Below are 19,633 nucleotides of genomic sequence, written 5' to 3'. Positions count from 1 at the left end.
TTGGCGCCATGCATATCTACCGATCCGCCCTGTTGCGCTTTGCCGATGACGGCCAGGCGCTGTATGAAGAAGATGGCCTGCTGGCCGTGGCGCCGGGCGCCGATGGCCGCGAGCGCGTGCTGGCCGCCGGCAGCTGGCAGGCGCTGTCGGCCCCATGGCTGGCCCAGGCGGGGGCCGATGCCGTGGTCGAGCAACTGCCAGGCCGCATCATTGCGCCGGGTTTTGTCGACATGCACATCCACTACCCGCAGACCGATGTGATCGGCTCGCCCGCCAGCGGCCTCTTGCCCTGGCTCAATGACTACACCTTTCCCCATGAGTCGCGCTTTGTCGATGCCGCCTACGCGGCGGAAGTGGCGCAATTCTTTGTCGATGAGCTGCTGCGCAATGGCGTGACCACGGCGCTGACCTTTGCGACCTCGCACCCGGCATCGGCCGATGCGCTGTTTGCCCAGGCGCAAAAGCGCCAGATGCGGCTGATCACCGGCAAGGTGCTGCAGGACCGCCATTCGCCCGACGGCGTGCGCGATGAGACCGAGCAAAGCCTGGTCGACACCGAGGCGCTGATCCGCCGCTGGCATGGCGTGGACCGCCTGGGCTATGCGATCACGCCGCGCTTTGCGCCCACCAGCAGCGAGGCGCAACTGCGCGGTGCCGGTGAGCTGGCAGCGCGCTACGGCGATGTCTGGATCCAGTCGCATGTGGCCGAAAACCTCGACGAGATTGCCTGGGTGCGCGCGCTGTTCCCGGACAGCCGCAGCTACCTGCAGGTCTATGCCGACCGGGGCCTGATGCGCGAGCGCGCCGTCTATGCCCATTGCATCCACCTCGATGCACGTGACCGCGCGCTGATGCACGAAACCCGCACCGCTGCAGCGGTGAGCCCGACCAGCAATCTGTTTTTGGCCAGCGGCTTTTTTGACTATGCCCAGGCCGACGCCGCGCAGATGCTGTACGGCCTGGCCAGCGATGTGGGCGGCGGCACGAGCTTCAGCCCCTTTCGCACCATGCTGGCGGCCTATTTTGTCGGCCGCGAGGGGCGCGACAAGCAGGGCCTGTCGCTGGCGCCCAGCCATCTGTGGTGGCAGCACACGGCCGGTGCGGCGCAGGCGCTGGGCCTGGCCGGGGTGGTCGGCAACCTGCAGCCGGGCTGCGAGGCCGACTTTGTCGTGCTCAACCCGCAGGCCACACCACTCATTGCCCGCAAGACGGCGCAGGCCCGCAACCTGGAGGAGCTGCTGTTCAGCCTCATCGTGCTGGGCGATGACCGCCTGATCGAGCGCAGCCGGATTGCGCAGAAGCTGGCCTGATCCTGGTGCAGCGCTAGTGCAGGGGCAGGCCCCGGGGCGGCAGCAGATGCCGCCCGCCGGGACGACGCCTTTCGCTACAATGCCGCCTAGGAGTTATTTCAGACATGAGCATTCAAAGCGACAAGTGGATTCGCCGCATGGCGGAACAGCACGGCATGATCGAGCCCTTCGAGCCCGGTCAGGTGCGCCAGGTGGATGGCAAGAAAATCATCAGCTACGGCACCTCCAGCTATGGCTATGACATCCGCTGCGCCCGCGAATTCAAGGTGTTCACCAACATCCACAGCACCGTGGTCGACCCCAAGAATTTCGATGAAAAAAGCTTTGTCGATTTTGAAGGCGATTACTGCATCATTCCGCCCAACAGCTTTGCGCTGGCGCGCACCGTCGAGTACTTCCGCATTCCGCGCGATGTGCTGACCGTCTGCCTGGGCAAGAGCACCTATGCGCGCTGCGGCATCATCGTCAACGTGACGCCGTTCGAGCCCGAGTGGGAAGGCTATGTAACCCTGGAGTTCTCCAACACCACGCCGCTGCCGGCCAAGATCTATGCGGGCGAGGGCTGCGCGCAGGTGCTGTTCCTGCGCGGTGATGAGCCCTGCGAGGTGAGCTACAAGGACCGCAATGGCAAGTACCAGGGCCAGCATGGCGTCACTTTGCCAAAGGCCTGACAACGCCGCGCTGAGCCCCGCAGCCACTCCCGTTTTGGAGTGGCTTTTTTACTGGAGGGTGGCAGCGTCGCCAGGGCCTTTGCAAATTTTCTTCAATGGGGGCGCTGCAGGCAGATTTTCTGCGCGCTCGGGAGCCGGTCTTACGCGCTGGGCCTCCGCAAATGCGCTACTGTAGACGGATCAATAACAGAGGCAGTGCCAGGGCACTGCAAGGAGAGCGACCATGAAATGGGAAGGCAACCGCGAATCGAGCAATGTGGAAGACCGCCGCGGCAGTGGTGGCGGGGGCGGCGGAGGCTTTGGCCTGGGCGGGCGCAGCATCGGTATCGGCACCGTGGTGCTGGCGCTGATTGGCTGGGGGGTGTTTGGCATCAACCCGCTCACCACCATCGGCGTGCTCTCGGGCGGCGGCTCGCCCGCGCCCACGCAGCAAGGCCCGGCCAAGGCGCCACCGGCCAATGACCAGGGTGCCAAGTTTGTCTCCACCGTGCTGGCCTCGACCGAAGATGTCTGGAGCGACATCTTCACCAAGGGTGGCGCCCAGTACCGCGCGCCGCGCCTGGTACTGTTCACTGGCGTCACGCGCACCGCCTGCGGCACCGGCCAGTCGGCGATGGGGCCGTTCTACTGCCCTGGTGACCAGAAGGTCTACCTGGACATGGATTTCTTCAACACCATGAGCCGCCAGCTGGGCGCGCCCGGTGAGTTTGCGCGCGCTTATGTGGTGGCGCACGAGGTGGGCCACCATGTGCAGAACCTGCTGGGCATCTCGGGCAAGGTCGATGCGATGCGCGGCCGCATCAGCGAGCGCGAACAAAACGCGCTGTCGGTGCGGCTGGAGCTGCAGGCCGACTGCTATGCCGGTATCTGGGCCAACCATTCGCAGCAGGCCAAGAGCTGGCTGGAGCAGGGCGATATCGAATCGGCCGTGAATGCCGCCCAGCAGATCGGTGACGACAAGCTGCAGCGCGAAGCCACCGGCACCGTGCGTCCCGACAGCTTTACCCACGGCTCCAGCGCCCAGCGCGTGCGCTGGTTCACGCAGGGTTACAAGACCGGCAGTGTCCAGTCCTGCGATACCTTCCAGGCCGGCAGCCTGTGATGCAGCGGGTCCAGACCGCCAAAAATCGGGCTGGGCCGCTACGCTGCGGCAATCTGCTGCAGGCTGGCGGAGCCCGTTGCTATGCTGGCCAGCCAGGTTTTTCAGGGGCCGCGTGCGAATCCGTAAGGCAAGACAGGGTTAAGCCAAGCGCCGATTTGTCTGCAGTGCGACAATAGGGGGCTTACATGACAAATTCTTTCTCCAACCTTCATCTGGCCGAGCCCCTGGCCAAAGCCATCTCCGAGATGGGCTACGCATCCATGACTCCCATTCAGGCACAGGCCATCCCTGTGGTGCTGACCGGGAAAGACGTCATGGGTGCTGCACAAACTGGCACGGGCAAGACAGCTGCTTTCTCATTGCCGCTGCTCCAGCGGATGATGGTGCACGAAAACAGCTCGGCATCGCCCGCGCGCCATCCGGTGCGTGCGCTGGTGCTGCTGCCTACGCGTGAGCTGGCCGACCAGGTCGCCCAGCAGATTGCCCAGTTCGCCAAACACACCAAGCTGCGCAGCACCGTGGTGTTTGGCGGCATGGACATGAAGCCCCAAACCCTGGAGCTCAAAAAGGGTGTGGAAATTCTGGTGGCCACCCCCGGGCGCCTGCTGGACCACATCGAAGCCAAGAACGCGGTGCTCAACCAGGTGGAGTATGTGGTGCTGGACGAGGCCGACCGCATGCTTGACATCGGTTTTCTGCCCGATCTGCAGCGCATCCTGTCTTTCCTGCCCAAGAAGCGCACCACCTTGCTGTTCTCGGCCACGTTCTCGCCCGAGATCAAGCGCCTGGCTGGCAGCTACCTGCAAGACCCGGTCACGATCGAGGTTGCACGCCCCAACGAAACCGCATCCACCGTTGAGCAGCGCTTCTACGCTGCCTCGGACGATGACAAGCGCCGTGTGCTGACCAAGGTGCTGCGCGAGCGCCAGATCCGCCAGGCCTTTGTGTTCGTCAACAGCAAGCTGGGTTGCTCGCGCCTGGCCCGTACGCTGGAGCGTGAAGGCCTGCGTGCCGCAGCGCTGCACGGCGACAAGAGCCAGGACGAACGCCTCAAGGCGCTCGAAGCCTTCAAGCAAGGCGAAGTCGATCTGCTCGTCTGCACCGATGTGGCCGCCCGTGGTCTGGACATCAAGGATGTGCCCGCCGTCTTCAACTTTGATGTGCCCTTCAATGCCGAAGACTATGTGCACCGCATTGGCCGTACCGGCCGTGCTGGCGCATCGGGTCTGGCCGTCACGCTGGTCTCCCATGCCGATGCCCGCCATGTGTCGGACATCGAGAAGCTGATCAAGAAGAAGATCGACGTCGAGAACTTTGCACTGGACGAGCAGCCCCAGCGCGAGCGCTTCAACGATGGCAACCGCGAGCGCCGTGAGCGTGAAGCTGGCCGTGAGCGCGACAGCTCGCGCAGCCGCGACCGCCGCGCGCCGCGCGAGGACGATGCGCAGGACCGCCGTGAGCGCTACCGTCCCGTACCCGTCTCGCGCGATCCCTTCTTTGACAAGCCGTACGAGCCCAAGGCGGCCGAGCCCGCTGCCTGGGATGCGAACGCCAAGCCGGCGCCAGCACGTGGCCCCGGCATCAAGCCGCGCCGCAAGGTCGCTGCGCTGTTCAAGCCGTCGCCAGCATCTGAATAATCTCGGTAACGACGATGGACCAAGGCCTCAGCCACCCGCTGAGGCCTTTTTTTCAGCCCGGCTGCTGGGCCTGCTCGCAATCCACATGGATCAGCTCGCGCTCGGCCAGCGTGTCGCCAAAGCGCACTGCGCTCAGGCAGCCGCCCCAGACGCAGCCGGTATCGAGCGCCAGCAGGTGGGGGCGCTGCAGATCGCCCAAGGTGGACCAGTGGCCAAAGGCGATGGTGGTGTTGGCAGTGGCACGCCTGGGCAGGTCAAACCAGGCAGTCAGGCCTTCAGGGGCTTCGGCCAGGCTTTCGGTGCTGTCAAAATCCAGGCTGCCATCGGCATGGCAAAAGCGCATGCGGGTGAGCACGTTGGTGATCATGCGCAGGCGCTCCATGCCGGTGAGCTGCGGATCCCATTGCGCAGGGGTATTGCCGTACATAGCTTGCAAGAAGCTCGTCAGCCCCTCGCTGCGCAGCACCGCTTCCACCTCGGCCGCATAGCGCAGCGTATCGGCCGCATCCCAGCTGCGGTGCACGCCGGCATGCACCATCAGCAGCTGCTCGCCGCCCAGTGTGTGCCTGCGTGCCAGCGGCTGCTGGCGCAGCCATTCCAAGAGCTGCGCGGCATCGGGTGCCTGCAGCACTTCCAGCAGGGTGTCGCGGCGGGAGAACTTGCGCCGGCCATGCGCCGCCGCCAGCAGGTGCAGGTCATGGTTGCCGAGCAAGGCCAGGATGCTGCCGTCCGAGGCCATGCAGCGGCGCAGGGTCTGGGCCGATTCGGGGCCCCGGTTGACCAGGTCGCCGAGCAGATAGACCGTGTCGCGGCTGGGGGAGAAGTCGATTTTGGCCAGCAGACGGCCCAAAGCGCTATCGCAGCCTTGGATATCGCCGATACAGTAAAGTGACATGCTTGTTGAACTACCTGTGAACTATTTTGTTAGACGTACTCTTGATCGCGCTTTTGACCTTGCTCAACGGGGTCTTTGCCATGTCCGAGCTGGCGCTGGCCAGCAGCCGCAAGTCCCGTTTGCTGGCCATGGCCGAAAGTGGCGACAAGGGCGCCAAGGCGGCGCTGGATCTGCTCAGCAATCCTACCCAATTTCTGTCCTCGATTCAGGTGGGCATCACCTCGATCGGCATGCTCAACGGTATTTTCGGTGAGGCGGCGTTCAGCGATGGGCTGGCGCAGTCGCTGATCACCTGGGGTATGCCGGCCTCGGTTGCCTCGGTGGTGGCCACGACCACGGTGATCATTGTCATCACCTTCATGACCATTGTGTTTGGCGAGCTGGTGCCCAAGCGCATTGGCCAGATGTACCCCGAGGCGTCGTCGCGCATCATTGCGCTGCCGCTGACCTGGGTGTCGCGCATTGCCAAGCCTTTTGTCTGGCTACTGGCCATCTCTGCGCAAGGCGTGCTGCGCCTGCTGCGCATCAAGGATGAATCGGACCGCGCGGTGACCGAAGAGGAAATCGTCGCCAGCCTGGACGAGGGGCGAGACGCCGGCGTGATCGAGCACCACGAACACCAGATGGTGCAGAACGTGTTCCATCTGGATGACCGGCCGCTGATCTCGATGATGGTGCCCCGGGGCGATGTGGAATGGCTCGATGCCCATCTGACGGTGGCCCAGGCCTTGCACGAGGTGCGTGCCTCCAGCGGCAAGGGTGCGCATTCCTGGTATCCGGTCTGCCGCGAATCGCTGGACAATGTGGTGGGCCTGGTCAGCGTGGCGCAGCTGCTCGACGTCGTTGATACGCACAACACCGCGATTGCCAAGGTGGCCGTGGCAGCCAGCTATGTGCCCGAAACGCTCAGCGGTTTTGAACTGCTGGAGCAATTTCGTGCGCGCGCGGGCCGCATGATTTTTGTTGTGGATGAATACGGGGTGGTGCAGGGCATCATCACGCCGCGCGATGTGCTCGAAGCGATTACCGGTGAGCTCAAACCTGGCGCCGCCAGCGAGGCCTGGGCGGTACAGAATGACGACGGCTCCTGGTACCTCGATGGCCTGATGCCGGTGTCCGAATTGAAGGCGCGTTTGGAAATCAAGGAGTTGCCCGATGAGGACAAGGGCCGCTATAACACCTTGGCCGGCATGCTGATGGCGGAATCAGGCCATCTGCCACCTTTGGGGGAAAAGATTTATTGCGCGGGCTGGGTATTTGAGGTGCTGGCGCTGGAGGGCAAGCGCGTCGACAAGGTAATCGCAAGGCTGGACGCGATGGCACTTGATTACTAAACGTTACAGATGTGTAGATCCAGGTTTACCATTCCTTTAAATATAAAAATGTGTGGACTTACTCGGTTATTGCATTTTTAGGTATACTGCAAGCGTTAACTGAATTGAATGGATATTAAACATGCCTACTTTGAAGGAAATCGATGCCCAACTGGCAGCCCTGCAACAACAGCGTGAAGAAGTTCGTCGCAACGAACTGAAGACCGCCGTAGACCAAGTGCGCAAGCTGGTGGCAGATTACGGCCTGACCGAACAGGATGTATTCCCTCCTGCACGCGGCCGCTCGGCTTCCGCAGGCTCCAAGGTCGCTCCCAAGTACCGCGATCCCGCTACGGGCGCTACCTGGACGGGCCGCGGCAAGGCGCCAAAGTGGATTGAAGGCCAGGATCGTGAAAAGTTCGCGATTTAAGTTGGACATCCTTCAAAGAAAAAAACCTGCTTCGGCAGGTTTTTTTTCGTTGCGGAGTCGACGGGTTGGGCGGCTTTATAAAAATTAGCACATATCTTCTTAATTTCTCCTATTTTTGTAGGAGTGGATTGTTGCTAACTATCTGCCCATCTATCCGTCATATCTGAGCGGTGCTAAATGTATGCAATTGCTCATAGTGCCTTGCTATAATTGCATTTAACAATCTATAGGCTTATTCATTTTTTTTACGATTTTGTAGATTCTGTGGAGATTGGGTTGCGGGTGGACGGCTGCTGGAGTGGTTCGCATTTCGCTGCCTTGGCAACCGGCCTGGATGCTTAACCGGCCTGGATGCTTAATCGGAATGCGCAAATCGTATGGCGATCACACCTGCGATCGCACAGGCAATTGCAGGGCTTAGCCTTTGGATGACATATGCAAGACCTGGCCCGGGAGTAGACTGTTTGCAGCGTTCAGTCTAATACCCGCAAAACAGGAGTCACGATGAAATCAGGTGCTCATGAGACAGCGCAGCATGCGTTCGCCTCGACCTTCAAATCCCTCTCGATCCCTTCGTCCAAGAAGTCGGAAAAAGGCAGCAAAGGCAAGTTCTACTCGCTGCCCGAACTGAGCAAGCAATTCCCCAATATCCAGCGCCTGCCGATGTCCCTGCGCATCGTGCTGGAGTCGGTGCTGCGCAACTGCGATGGCCAGCGCGTGCTGCCCGAGCATGTCGAGCAGCTGGCCAACTGGAAGCCGCAGGCTGAGCGCACCGAGGAGATTCCTTTTGTCGTCGCGCGCGTGGTGCTGCAGGATTTCACCGGCGTGCCGCTGCTCGCTGACCTGGCGGCCATGCGCAGCACGGCCGAGCGCATGGGCAAAAATGCCAGCGCCATCGAGCCGCTGGTGCCCGTTGATCTGGTGGTGGACCATTCGATCATGGTGGACTACTACGGCAGCAAGAACGCGCTGGACCTGAACATGAAGCTGGAGTTCGAGCGCAACAACGAGCGCTACCAGTTCATGAAATGGGGCATGCAGGCCTTTGACACCTTTGGCGTGGTGCCGCCGGGCTTTGGCATCGTGCACCAGGTCAATCTGGAATACCTGGCGCGCGGCGTACACCAGGACAAGCAGCATGTCTACTACCCCGACTCGCTGGTGGGCACCGACAGCCACACGACGATGATCAATGGTGTGGGCGTGGTGGCCTGGGGCGTGGGCGGTATCGAGGCCGAGGCGGCGATGCTGGGCCAGCCGGTTTACTTCCTCACGCCCGATGTGGTGGGTTTTGAGCTCTCTGGCAGCTTGCGTGAAGGCGTGACCGCCACCGACCTGGTGCTGACCGTCACCGAGATGCTGCGCCGCGAAAAGGTGGTGGGCAAGTTTGTCGAGTTCTTTGGTGAGGGCACGCGCAGCCTGTCGGTGCCCGACCGCGCCACCATCGGCAATATGGCGCCCGAGTACGGTGCCACGATGGGCTTTTTCCCGGTCGATGACAAGACCATGGACTACTTCAAGGGCACGGGCCGCAGCAAGGCCGAGATCGCAGCGTTCGAGGCCTACTTCAAGGCCCAGGGGCTGTACGGCGTGCCCAAGGCGGGGGATATTGACTACTCCCAGGTCGTGCGCCTGGACCTGGCCACGGTGGCGCCGAGCCTGGCGGGTCCCAAGCGGCCCCAGGACCGTATCGAGATCGGCCAGGTCGCTGCCAAGTTCGATGCGCTGTTCAGCGCGCCTGTCGCGCAAAACGGCTTCAACTTGCCTGCTGACCAGCTGGCTCGCCCGGTCAAGGTGCATATCAATGGCGCTGGCGAGACCGCCGAGCCGTCTGCCAAGCCCTTGCCAGCCGGCTCGCCGCGCAATGCGGTCGAGATGGTGGCCAACAAGCCGGCCGTGGTGGATGCAGAAGCGGCACTCGAAGCGGCCGATGCCCATGCCGAGCGCATCGAAGGGCGCGATGTGGACCTGCACAACGGCGATGTGCTGATTGCCGCCATCACCAGCTGCACCAACACCTCCAACCCCAGCGTGATGCTGGCTGCGGGCCTGCTCGCCAAGAAGGCCGTCAAGGCCGGGCTGCGTGTGCAGTCGCACATCAAGACATCGCTGGCCCCTGGCTCGCGCCTGGTAACCCTGTATTTGACCGAGTCGGGGCTGCTGCCCTATCTGGAGCAGCTGGGCTTCAATATCGCCGGTTATGGCTGCACCACCTGCATCGGCAATGCCGGTGATCTGCTGCCCGAATTCAACAGCGCCATCCAGCACCATGACCTGGTCTGTGCGGCCGTGCTGTCGGGCAACCGCAACTTCGAGGCGCGCATCCACCCCAATATCCGCGCCAACTTCCTGGCCAGCCCGCCGCTGGTGGTGGCCTATGCGATTGCCGGCAATGTGCGCAAGGACCTGATGACCGAGCCGGTCGGCCAAGGCAAGAACGGCCGCGACGTCTATCTGGGCGATATCTGGCCGACGACCGACGAGGTGCAGAAGCTGATGAAATTCGCGATGAATGGCAAGGCTTTCCGTGCCAACTACGAAAAGGTCAGCAGCGAGCCGGGCAAGCTCTGGGAGAAGATCAAGGGCGTGACCGGCGCCACCTACACCTGGCCGGACAGCACCTATATTGCCGAGCCACCCTTTTTCAAGGATTTCTCGCTGGCAGCGCCCGAGCCCGGTGCCGAGCAGCGCGACAATGCGGTGCGCAAGGCTCGGGTGATGGCGCTATTTGGTGATTCGATTACCACCGACCATATCTCGCCCGCTGGCTCGATCAAGGACAGCTCACCGGCCGGCCAATGGCTGCTGGCCAACGGCGTCAAGAAGAGCGACTTCAACAGCTATGGATCGCGCCGGGGCAACCATGAGGTGATGATGCGCGGCACCTTTGCCAATGTGCGCATCAAGAACCAGATGCTGGCGGCTGGGCCGGACGGCTCGCGCGAAGAGGGTGGCCTGACGCTTTACCAAAATCCGGGCGAGGAACAGGGCAGCAAGCTCTTCATTTACGATGCCGCCATGCGCTATATGGCAGCGGGCACGCCCACCGTGGTGTTTGCCGGTGAGGAATACGGCACCGGCTCCAGCCGCGACTGGGCGGCCAAAGGCACCCAGTTGCTGGGCATCAAGGCGGTGGTGGCGCGCAGTTTTGAGCGCATCCACCGCGCCAATCTGGTGGGCATGGGCGTGCTGCCGCTGCAGTTCAAGCAGGGCGAGAGCTGGGAGACGCTGAAGCTGCGCGGAGACGAGCTGATCGACATCGTGCCCGACCCCTCGCTCGCGCCGCGCAGCAAGGCCAAACTGGTCATCCAACGCGCGGATGGCAGCGTTACCGAAGCCGAGCTGGTGTTGCGTATTGACACGCCTATCGAGGTCGAATACTACAAGGAGGGCGGTATACTGCCCTTCGTTTTACGCCAGTTACTGTAAGAGTTGACCTACGCGCGACTAACACGGGCCTTGTTTGCAACGAGGCCCGTTTGCATTTGTTGACCGTTACTGGTCAAATAGATGGACGTTAGTTTACTTTTAATTACATTTAGCCAACTATGGCCCACCCCTACACCCCCTTGTCGCTAGGCAGGCGCATGCACGAGATCCACACGCGGATCATGTGGTGTTTGCTCGCTGGCGGGGTGCTGTTGGCGGGGCTGGTGTCTACCGATGCGCAGGGCGTGGGCTTTGCCCGGGCGCTGCAGACCTGGGTGCAGGTCTTGCTGCTGCTCGCTGCCCTGGCCACCCTCGGCTGGGGCGGGCGCCTGCTGCTGCAGGGCAGCGGTGGCAGTGCGTTCATGGGCCGCCCGCTGTGGGTCTGCAGTGCCGTCGCGTTGGGCGGCTTTGCGGTGGTGCTGGCACTGCCGCTGCGCATGTCTGAACACGGCAGCCGGCCGGCCTTGTGGCTGGAGCTGTCCGTCAATCTTTTGCTATCAATAAGTCTATTGATAGTCTCCCTAGAGTTATTGTCCTCTGCGCGGCGCAACCGCCCAGGTGCCGTGCCCCGCGCGAGCCACTGGCTGCAGCTGCAAAGCAATAGCGCGGTGCTGACGGCGACGGCGCTCTTGGTGGCGGTGACGGCGGTGGTCGCGCAAGGCCTGGTCGATCTGGACGGCGTGCGCCGCTATGTCTTGCCGCTGGGTATGCTGGCCTGCTGCGCCTGGGCTGCGGTGCAGAGCCGCCATTTTGCCGGCCAGTCCGGCCGTTGGACGGTGTTGAGACTCGCGGCCGCCTTGGCCGTGGGCGCAGCGGCCATCCTGCTGGGCGCGGGCAGCCACTGGGCGATGCTGCTGGAGCAGGCGGCCTGGTGCTATGCGCTGTCGGTGCTGGCTCTGGTGTTGATCATGGCCTCGCTGCGCCACAGCCTGGTGGGCTGGGCCTCGGCCCACCCGGCGCGCCTGCAGGGCGAGGAATGGCTGGAGCAGGCCCCCATCGGTGTGGTGCGGGTTGACGGCGCGGGCGCCATCGTGCATGCCAACCGCACCCAGCTGGACTGGCTGGGCGTATCCAGCCTGGTGGACCAGCCCTGGACCGCGGCGCTCGCCCCCAGCCTGCGCAGCCAGGCCCCCGATTGGCTGGCACGCTTGCGCGCTGGGCAGTCGCTCGCCTTTGAGCAAAGCATTGATACGCCGCAGGGCCTGCGCCACTTTCAGACCGATATCCTGGTCGCCCCGCAAGGGCGCGATGCGCATGCCTTCATGCTGCTCTCGCACGATGTGTCGATGCAAAAGCTGATGGTCGGCCGCGTGCAGGAGCAGCAGTCGCAGCTGGTGTCGCTGGTCAGTGCCATCCCGGACCTGGTCGTGCTCAAGGGGGCCGATGGGCGCTTCTTGCACTGCAACCAGGCGTTTGAGCGCCTGGTGGGCCTGGCGCACGCGCAGATCATTGGCCGCACGACCTCGGACCTGGGCCTGCAAGGGCGCATGCCGTCTGATTGGGAAACCGACTTGCGTGCGCGCAACAGCAACACGCCGGTGGTCTACGAAGAGACCCTGCAGTTTGCCGACAATGGCTACCAGGGCCGTTTCGAGATCACCAAATCGGCCATCCGCGCCGCCAATGGCGAGGTCACCGGCCTGCTGTGCATCTGCCGCGACCTGGCCGAGCGCAGCCGCGCGCGCAAGGAGATCGAGCGCCTGGAGTTCTTCGATGTGCTCACCGGCCTGCCCAACCGCCGCATGCTGATGGACCGGCTTGAATGGTCGATCATCGCCTGCAAGCAGCGCGGCACCTATGCGGCGCTGCTGTTCATCGATCTGGACAATTTCAAGGACCTCAACGATTCGCTGGGCCACCAAAAGGGTGACCGGTTGCTGTGCGAAGTAGGCAAGCGCCTGATTGCCAGCGTGCGCAGCGGCGATGTGGTCGCGCGTTTTGGCGGCGACGAGTTTGTCGTGCTGGTCGAGAACCTGGGCGCCGAGCACGTGCAGGCCGAAGCCCATGTGCGCTCGGTGGTCGAGCATGTGATCACCCGGTTCAAGCAGCCCTTTGTGCTCGACGGCCAATCCCACCACAGCACACCCAGCATTGGCGTGACGGTGTTTGGCGACCATGAATCGCTGACGGTACAGGAGCTGCTCAAGCGCGCCGACCTGGCGATGTACGAGGCGAAATCGGCCGGCCGCAACACGCAGCGCTTCTTTGATCCGCAGATGCAGGCCATCGTCAACGCGCGTGCCAATCTGGAAAGCGACCTGCGCCAGGCGATCCACGACGGCGAGCTGCAGGTCTACTACCAGCCGGTGATGAATGGCAGCGGCAGCCTGGTGGGCGCGGAAGCCTTGGTGCGCTGGCGCCACCCGGCGCGTGGCCTGGTCATGCCGATCGAGTTCATCGACCTGGCCGAGCAGACCGGGCTGATTGTCGACCTGGGCAACTTTGTGATGCGCACCGCCTGCGAGCAGCTGGCGCTGTGGGCGGCCAGCCCCTCCACCCAGGCGCTGACCATGTCGGTCAATGTGAGCCCCCGGCAGTTCCACAACCAGGGCTTTGTCGATGAGGTGCTGGGCATTGTGGCGCAGACGGGTGCCAACCCCGCACGCCTGAAGCTGGAGCTGACCGAGAACCTGCTGCTGGGCGATGTCAATGAAACCGTCAACCGCATGCGCCAGCTCAAGGAGCGCGGTGTGGGCTTCTCGCTCGATGACTTTGGCGTGGGTTATTCATCGCTGTCCTACCTCAAGCGCCTGCCGCTCGACCAGCTGAAGATCGACCGCAGCTTTGTCAGCGATGTGCTGAGCGATGTCAGCGACGCGGTAATTGTGCGCACCATCCTGGCACTGGCGCAAAGCCTGGAGCTCGAAGTGGTGGCCGAAGGTGTGGAGAACTCCGAGCAGGTGGACTTCCTCGTCAGCAACGGCTGCAAGCGCTTCCAGGGCTTCCACTTTGGCCGTCCGGTGCCGATTGGCGAGTTCGAGCGCCTGCACGGCTTCGCCAGCTTCCGGCCGGCTTGAGCTGCCCCATCGCCGGGTGTTGCAGCCAGCCACGAGGGCTGTTGCGCTAGCGCACAAGGCGGGCCCTGCAATCTGGGCACAATGGCGGTATGCATGAACAGATTTTGATCGCCGGCGGTGGTATCGGCGGCCTGGCTGCTGCGCTGGCTGCCATTCGCGCGGGCACCGAGGTGCGCCTGTTTGAGCGCGCTGCGCAGTTCAGCGAAGTGGGCGCCGGTGTGCAGCTGGGCCCCAACGTCGTGCGGCGCCTGCAGGCCTGGGGCCTGCAAAGGCCGCTGCAGGCGGTCGCAGCCTTTCCGCAGGCGCTGGTCTCGCGCAATGCCATCAGCGGGCAGGAGCTGGCCCGGCTGGACCTGGGCGCGCAAGCGGTGGCGCGTTACGGCGCAGCCTACGCCACCATCCACCGCGCCGACCTGCACCAGCTGCTGCTCGATGCGGTGCGGCCCAGCGCCGATCTGCACCTCAACCTGGACAACGCCGTGGACTACCACGAGGACAACGGCCGCGTCGTCACCATCACCACCAAGCAGGGCAAGCAGATCGAGGGCGATGTGCTGGTCGGGGCCGATGGCATCTGGAGCCGCACGCGGCTGCGCCTGCTCCATGATGCGCCCCCGCGCGTGACTGGCCACCTGGCTTACCGGGCGCTGGTGCGCCAGAGCGATCTGCCGGCGGCCTGGCGCACCGACGTGGTCAGCGCCTGGATGGGGCCGCGTTTTCATGCAGTGCAGTACCCCGTGCGCGGCGGCGACATGCAGAACCTGGTCATCATTGTGGAAGGCGCCGCGCCCGATGACCTGGAGCACTGGGACCATGCGGGCAACGGCGCCGATCTGCAGCGGTGCCTGGCCGGTGCGCACCGCCAGCTGCTGGGCCTGGTGGAAGCGGTCAGTGCCACAGGCGCTGCCTGGCGGCTCTGGCCGCTGGCAGACCGCGCACCGATGACTGGCCCCCAGGAGATGGCGCAGGGCCTGGTTGCACTGCTGGGCGATGCCGCCCACCCGATGCGGCCCTACCTGGCCCAGGGTGCGGGCATGGCGATTGAAGATGCGGCCGAGCTGCAGCGTGCCTTGACCATGCACGACCTGGAGATGCCGCTGCGGCTGCGGCGCTATGCGCTCAACCGCTGGCAGCGCAATGCCCGGGTGCAGGCGCGTGCGATCCGCAATGGTGAGATTTTCCATGCCCGGGGCCTGGTGGCCTTTGGGCGCGATACGGCGCTGCGCGCGCTGGGCGCCAAGCTGATGGATGTGCCCTGGTTGTACCGGGGCGATGGCTCGTCGGCCTCGGCGCTGTAGCGCGGGCGCGCCAAGCCGTACAAGCCGCGCAAGCCGCGCCAGGCCCGATGGGGCCTAATGGCGTGCCGGGGCCTGTTGCGCCAGCAGCAGCGGCGATTGCGGCAAAAAGCGGAAGGCCAGGCAGCCCAGCATCAGCATGCCGGCCACAAACAGCATCACATACTGGTAGATCTCGCCGCCGTGCTGCTGTGCGTAGGATGCGACGATGCCCGAGAGCCACTGCATCAGCGCCACCCCCAGGAACATCGCCATCGTGTAGACCGACAGCGCGCGGCCGGTGGTCTCCTTGGGGTAGGAGGAGCGCACATCGGCGTACTGCAGCACCGAGTAGCCCGAGGCCAGGCCCATGAACATGATCAGCGCCACGGTGGCCGCAGCATGGTGCACAAAGGCCAGTGCGCAGAAGGTGCAGGCCATCACGGCCGCGCCGGCGATGATGCGGCGCCGGCGGCGCGCCGGGCCCGGGTCCAGCCGGCCAAAGACCGACGGCGTGAACAGCGAGATCATCGAGACGATCAGGGCCACGTTGCCGGTGGCCACCAGCGAGAAGCCATACCGGTCGATCAGCATCGGGCTGAGCCAGAGCCCGCGCACCGTCAGAAACGAGGCATAGCCCACCATGCCCATGATGGCAATGGCCCAGGTATGGGGCACCAGCAGCAGGCCGCCAAAACCCTTGACGGCCGTGAGCCAGCTGGGCTTGGGCAGGTCATCGCTGGGCAGATGCGGCTCGTGCACGCGCAAAAAGATCGCTATCCAGGACAGTGCGCAGAGCACGGCCAGCAGGCCAAAGCCCCAGCGCCAGCCGTAGTGCTGCACCAGCCAGGCCAGCGGTGTGCCGGTAAACAGCAGGCCCAGGCCGCCCACGCCCATGCCGACGCCGGACATGAACGCAAAGCGGTCGCTCGGGAAATGGCGCGCAATGAACATCGTGCAGGCCAAAAAGGCCGGCGAGCAGCCAATGCCGATCAGCAGCTGGCCCAGCATCAGCCCGTGGTAGCTGGGCGCGAGCGCCGAGATCAGCGAGCCGGCAATGGCCAGCGGGAAGGCGGTGAGCACGGTCTTGCGCAGGCCATACAGGTCCATGCCCACGCCCATGAACAGCTGCGTGACGCCGAATGACAGGCCAAACAGACCGGCAAAGGCGCCCAGCGACTCGGCTGACAGCCCGAAATCGGTGCGCAGCCCATCGGCAATGATGGAGGTGACGGTGCGGAAGGCCTGGCTCAGCGAGAAGGCCGACAGCAAGGTCAGCAGCATGGCCCAGAGCAGGGTGGACGAGGGCGCCGCAGGGCGCCCGGTGGGGGAGGGTGTAGGTGGGACCGGCATGGCTGAGGGTGCGGGCAACAAGCCAGGGCCAGAGAAGGCAGGTCCTTTTTGTATGCGCCATCGGCCAGCAGGGGGCTGGCGCGGCTTGTTATATGCGCCTGCCACTATAGAGGACTCTGGCCGGCTCTGCACGGCGCAGTGTCACTTGGGGCAACCCCTGGACGGGGTTGCGGAGGCTTAGAACAGTTTCTTAGAGATTGGTGCGCAAAGTCCAGATCTCGGGAAAGAGCACGACATCGAGCATTTTTTTCAAGTAGCTCACGCCGCCGGTGCCACCGGTGCCGCGCTTGAAGCCAATGACGCGCTCGACGGTGGTCAGGTGGCGGAAGCGCCAGAGGCGGAAGGCATCTTCGATATCGGTCAGCTTCTCGCCCAGCTGGTACAGGTCCCAGTACTTGTGCGGATCGCTGTACACGGTGATCCAGGCCTGCTTGACGCCTTCGCTCTCGGTGTACGGCTGGCTCCAGTCGCGCTGCAGCGCTTCGGCCGGTACGGCAATGCCTTCGCGGGCCAGCAGCTGCAAGGCAATGTCGTACAGCGATGGCGCTGCGTAGGCCGCCTCTACCTGGGCCAGCAGGTCTGGCCGGTGCGCATGGGGCTTGAGCATGGCGGCATTCTTGTTGCCCAGCGAGAACTCGATGCAGCGGTACTGCGCGCTCTGAAAGCCGCTGGAGTTGGCCAGGTAGGGGCGCATGGCCGTGTACTCGGGCGGGGTCATGGTCGAGAGCACGGTCCAGGCATTGACCAGCTGCTCCATGATGCGCGAGACGCGCGCGAGCATCTTGAAGGCCTCGGGCTTGGTGTTGTCTGCCGGGTTGGCCATGGCCTGCATGGCGGCGCGCAGCTCATGGAGCATCAGCTTCATCCACAGCTCGCTGGTCTGGTGCTGCACGATGAACAGCATCTCGTCGTGCGCGGGCGACAGCGGGTGCTGGGCGTTGAGGATCTCGTCCAGGTGCAGGTAGTCGCCATAGCTCATGTCTTTGCTGAAATCGAGCTGGGCGCGCTCTTCATGCACAATGGATTCGGGCTTGCTGGGGGTGTCTCGCATGGTGTGTGGGGCAGTGCAAGCGGCGTCAATTGCAGCGCAAGAATGGCACTGCACAACCGGGCCGCAAGGCCTAAAGTGGCTGCATCGATTGTACTGAGGTGATTCGCATGAAACCGTCTGTCCCATCCACACCCAGCGCCACTTCTGACACCCCTGCGGCGCGCGGCGCTGCCGCTTTGGCTGCCTCCCGCGCGCAGCAAACCCTGGCCGATCCGCGCTGGGCCGAGGTGCAAGGCCGCCAGGCCGCAGCCGACGGCCGCTTTGTCTATGCGGTGCGCAGCACCGGCGTTTTTTGCCGGCCCTCCTGCAGCTCGCGCCTGGCCAAGCCCGAAAACGTGCAATTTTTCGACACGGCAGCGCAGGCCCAGGCTGCTGGCTACCGCGCCTGCAAGCGCTGCCAGCCCGAGGCGGCCGCCAAGCCCGGCCATGCGGCTTTGATGGCCCAGCTCTGCGACTGGATCGCCACGGCCGAAGACGAGCCCAGCCTGGCCGAGCTGGCCGAGCGGGCCGGCATGAGCCCCTTCCATCTGCAGCGCGTCTTCAAGGCGGCCGTCGGTGTATCGCCCAAGGCCTATGCCAAGGCCCAGCGCCGCCAGCGCCTGCAAACGGCGCTGGGCGATGCGCAAGAGGCGCCCCGCGTCATCGATGCGATCTTTGATGCCGGCTTTGCCAGCACCGCGCAGCTCTACCGCGACAGCCAGGCCGTGCTGGGCATGACCCCGCGCCAGTACCGCAAAGGGGGCGCCGCGCAGCAGATCCGCTTTGGCGTGGCCGAATGCAGCCTCGGCCCCATCCTGGTGGCCGCCACCGCGCAGGGCATTTGCGCGATCTTGCTGGGCGACGATGCCGATGCGCTGGTGCAGGACCTGCAGCAGCGTTTTCCCAAAGCCCAACTGGCCGGGGGTGATGCCGCCTTTGAGCGCTGGATGGCCCAGGTCATCGGCTTTGTCGACGAACCCACGCGCGGCCTGGCGCTACCGCTGGATGTGCGCGGCACCGCCTTTCAGCAGCAGGTCTGGCAGGCGCTGCGGCTGATCCCCGTGGGCAGCACCGTCAGCTACAGCGAGCTGGCGCGCAAGCTGGGCATGCCCCAGGCCAGCCGCGCCGTTGCGGGCGCCTGCGCGGCCAATGCGATTGCCGTCGCCATTCCCTGCCACCGGGTGGTGCGCAATGATGGCGGCCTCTCCGGCTACCGCTGGGGCGTGGACCGCAAGCGCGCATTGCTGCAGCACGAGGCCGAGCTGGCACCCCAGGCGCCACGGGTGGCGCGCCATGGCTAAGCGCCTGGCCAGCGCTGCACAAGTTGCGCTGCCGCTGGAGGCTGAGGCCAGCGCAGCGCTGTCGCAATCCTCTGCCCCGGCAAAACCCGATGCAGATGGCGCAGATGTAGCCAGTGAGGCAAGCCTGCAGCGCTATGACTGGGCCGCGGTGGGCAGCCAGCTGAACCGCCAGGGCTGGGGCCTGCTACCCGGTTTGCTGGATGCCGCGCAATGCCAGCAGATGGCCGCGATGTATGGCGAAGCGGCGCATTTTCGCAGCCGCATCCAGATGCAGCGCCACGCCTTTGGCCGGGGCGAGTACCAGTACTTTGCCTACCCGCTGCCAGCGCTGCTGCAGGCCTTGCGCACGGCACTCTATGCCCGCTTGCAGCCCGTGGCGGAGCAATGGCGCGCGCAGCTCGCAGCCTCCGCGCCGCCTTGGCCTGCGCAGCATGCGGCCTTGCTGGCGCAGTGCCATGCAGCCGGCCAGCGGCGGCCCACACCGCTGCTGCTGCGCTATGGTGCGGGCGACTACAACTGCCTGCACCAGGACCTGTATGGCGAACTGGTGTTTCCGCTGCAGGTGATCGTGCTGCTGTCGCAGCCGGGCGAGGATTTTGACGGCGGCGAGCTGGTGCTGACCGAGCAGCGCCCCCGCATGCAGTCGCGCGTGCAGGTGCTGCCGCTGCAGCGCGGTGATGCGGCCATCATTGCGGTGCGCGAGCGGCCAGTGCAGGGCGCACGCGGCAGCTACCGGGTGCAGCACCGCCATGGGGTCTCCACCGTGCTGCGGGGCGATCGCCATACCTTGGGCATTGTGTTCCACGATGCAGAGTAAGCGCTGAAACAGCCCCGACTTCATCGCCCAGCTTCCATCCTCTATAGTGGGGAT

Annotated in this window: 14 protein-coding genes; 11 read left to right on the top strand and 3 right to left on the bottom strand. The window is 64.4% G+C overall.

Going from position 1 to position 19,633, the window contains the following annotated elements; translation table 11 throughout:
- Positions 1–8: 8 nt before the first annotated feature.
- The 4 genes from guaD (at position 9) to WH265_RS05755 (ending at position 4,720) form a co-directional block, all read left to right on the top strand.
- A complete protein-coding gene (gene guaD / locus WH265_RS05770) occupies positions 9–1,310 on the top strand; it encodes a guanine deaminase (protein ID WP_339557649.1) in 1,302 nt (433 codons plus the stop codon).
- A 104-nt stretch (positions 1,311–1,414) separates the two neighbouring features.
- Entirely contained in the window at positions 1,415–1,981 is a 567-nt protein-coding gene (dcd, locus tag WH265_RS05765; RefSeq protein ID WP_021027736.1) for a dCTP deaminase, read from the top strand.
- A gap of 223 nt (positions 1,982–2,204) precedes the next feature.
- Complete coding sequence (gene ypfJ, locus WH265_RS05760) at positions 2,205–3,083, top strand: KPN_02809 family neutral zinc metallopeptidase (RefSeq protein ID WP_116924863.1); 879 nt, start codon at positions 2,205–2,207, stop codon at positions 3,081–3,083.
- Positions 3,084–3,268: 185 nt separating this feature from the next.
- Positions 3,269–4,720, top strand: coding sequence for a DEAD/DEAH box helicase (locus WH265_RS05755; protein ID WP_339557648.1), 1,452 nt, complete (start codon positions 3,269–3,271; stop codon positions 4,718–4,720).
- 52 nt (positions 4,721–4,772) lie between these two features.
- Here WH265_RS05755 and WH265_RS05750 read toward each other — a convergent pair whose 3' ends face one another.
- Complete coding sequence (locus WH265_RS05750; RefSeq protein WP_339557647.1) at positions 4,773–5,615, bottom strand: symmetrical bis(5'-nucleosyl)-tetraphosphatase; 843 nt, start codon at positions 5,613–5,615, stop codon at positions 4,773–4,775.
- A gap of 26 nt (positions 5,616–5,641) precedes the next feature.
- On the opposite strand from WH265_RS05750, the gene WH265_RS05745 reads away from it, so the two are divergent.
- The 5 genes from WH265_RS05745 (at position 5,642) to WH265_RS05725 (ending at position 15,102) form a co-directional block, all read left to right on the top strand.
- A complete protein-coding gene (locus tag WH265_RS05745) occupies positions 5,642–6,949 on the top strand; it encodes a hemolysin family protein (protein WP_339557646.1) in 1,308 nt (435 codons plus the stop codon).
- Positions 6,950–7,070: 121 nt separating this feature from the next.
- Complete coding sequence (locus tag WH265_RS05740; RefSeq protein WP_021027731.1) at positions 7,071–7,358, top strand: H-NS histone family protein; 288 nt, start codon at positions 7,071–7,073, stop codon at positions 7,356–7,358.
- A 504-nt stretch (positions 7,359–7,862) separates the two neighbouring features.
- The gene (locus tag WH265_RS05735; RefSeq protein ID WP_339557645.1) at positions 7,863–10,787 is read left to right on the top strand and encodes an aconitate hydratase; all 2,925 of its coding nucleotides are present in this window, start codon (positions 7,863–7,865) and stop codon (positions 10,785–10,787) included.
- Positions 10,788–10,945: 158 nt separating this feature from the next.
- The gene (locus WH265_RS05730; RefSeq protein ID WP_339557644.1) at positions 10,946–13,804 is read left to right on the top strand and encodes a putative bifunctional diguanylate cyclase/phosphodiesterase; all 2,859 of its coding nucleotides are present in this window, start codon (positions 10,946–10,948) and stop codon (positions 13,802–13,804) included.
- 89 nt (positions 13,805–13,893) lie between these two features.
- Positions 13,894–15,102, top strand: coding sequence for an FAD-dependent monooxygenase (locus tag WH265_RS05725; RefSeq protein WP_339557643.1), 1,209 nt, complete (start codon positions 13,894–13,896; stop codon positions 15,100–15,102).
- A 54-nt stretch (positions 15,103–15,156) separates the two neighbouring features.
- Here the strand turns inward: WH265_RS05725 and WH265_RS05720 are convergent, their stop codons facing one another.
- Positions 15,157–16,431, bottom strand: coding sequence for an MFS transporter (locus WH265_RS05720; RefSeq protein WP_239645007.1), 1,275 nt, complete (start codon positions 16,429–16,431; stop codon positions 15,157–15,159).
- A 190-nt stretch (positions 16,432–16,621) separates the two neighbouring features.
- Positions 16,622–17,482, bottom strand: a complete 861-nt coding sequence (gene kynA, locus WH265_RS05715; RefSeq protein ID WP_339557642.1) for a tryptophan 2,3-dioxygenase — start codon at positions 17,480–17,482, stop codon at positions 16,622–16,624.
- A gap of 107 nt (positions 17,483–17,589) precedes the next feature.
- On the opposite strand from kynA, the gene ada reads away from it, so the two are divergent.
- On the top strand, positions 17,590–18,762 hold the full coding sequence (gene ada / locus WH265_RS05710; protein WP_339557641.1) for a bifunctional DNA-binding transcriptional regulator/O6-methylguanine-DNA methyltransferase Ada: 1,173 nt from the start codon (positions 17,590–17,592) through the stop codon (positions 18,760–18,762).
- Positions 18,755–19,579, top strand: a complete 825-nt coding sequence (locus WH265_RS05705) for a 2OG-Fe(II) oxygenase (protein WP_339557640.1) — start codon at positions 18,755–18,757, stop codon at positions 19,577–19,579. Before ada ends, WH265_RS05705 begins: the two co-directional genes overlap by 8 nt.
- Positions 19,580–19,633 lie beyond the last annotated feature (54 nt).

This window comes from Comamonas sp. MYb396, assembly GCF_037479555.1.
Taxonomy (GTDB): Bacteria; Pseudomonadota; Gammaproteobacteria; order Burkholderiales; family Burkholderiaceae_C; genus Comamonas.
This window is presented reverse-complemented; position numbering and strand designations above follow the sequence as displayed.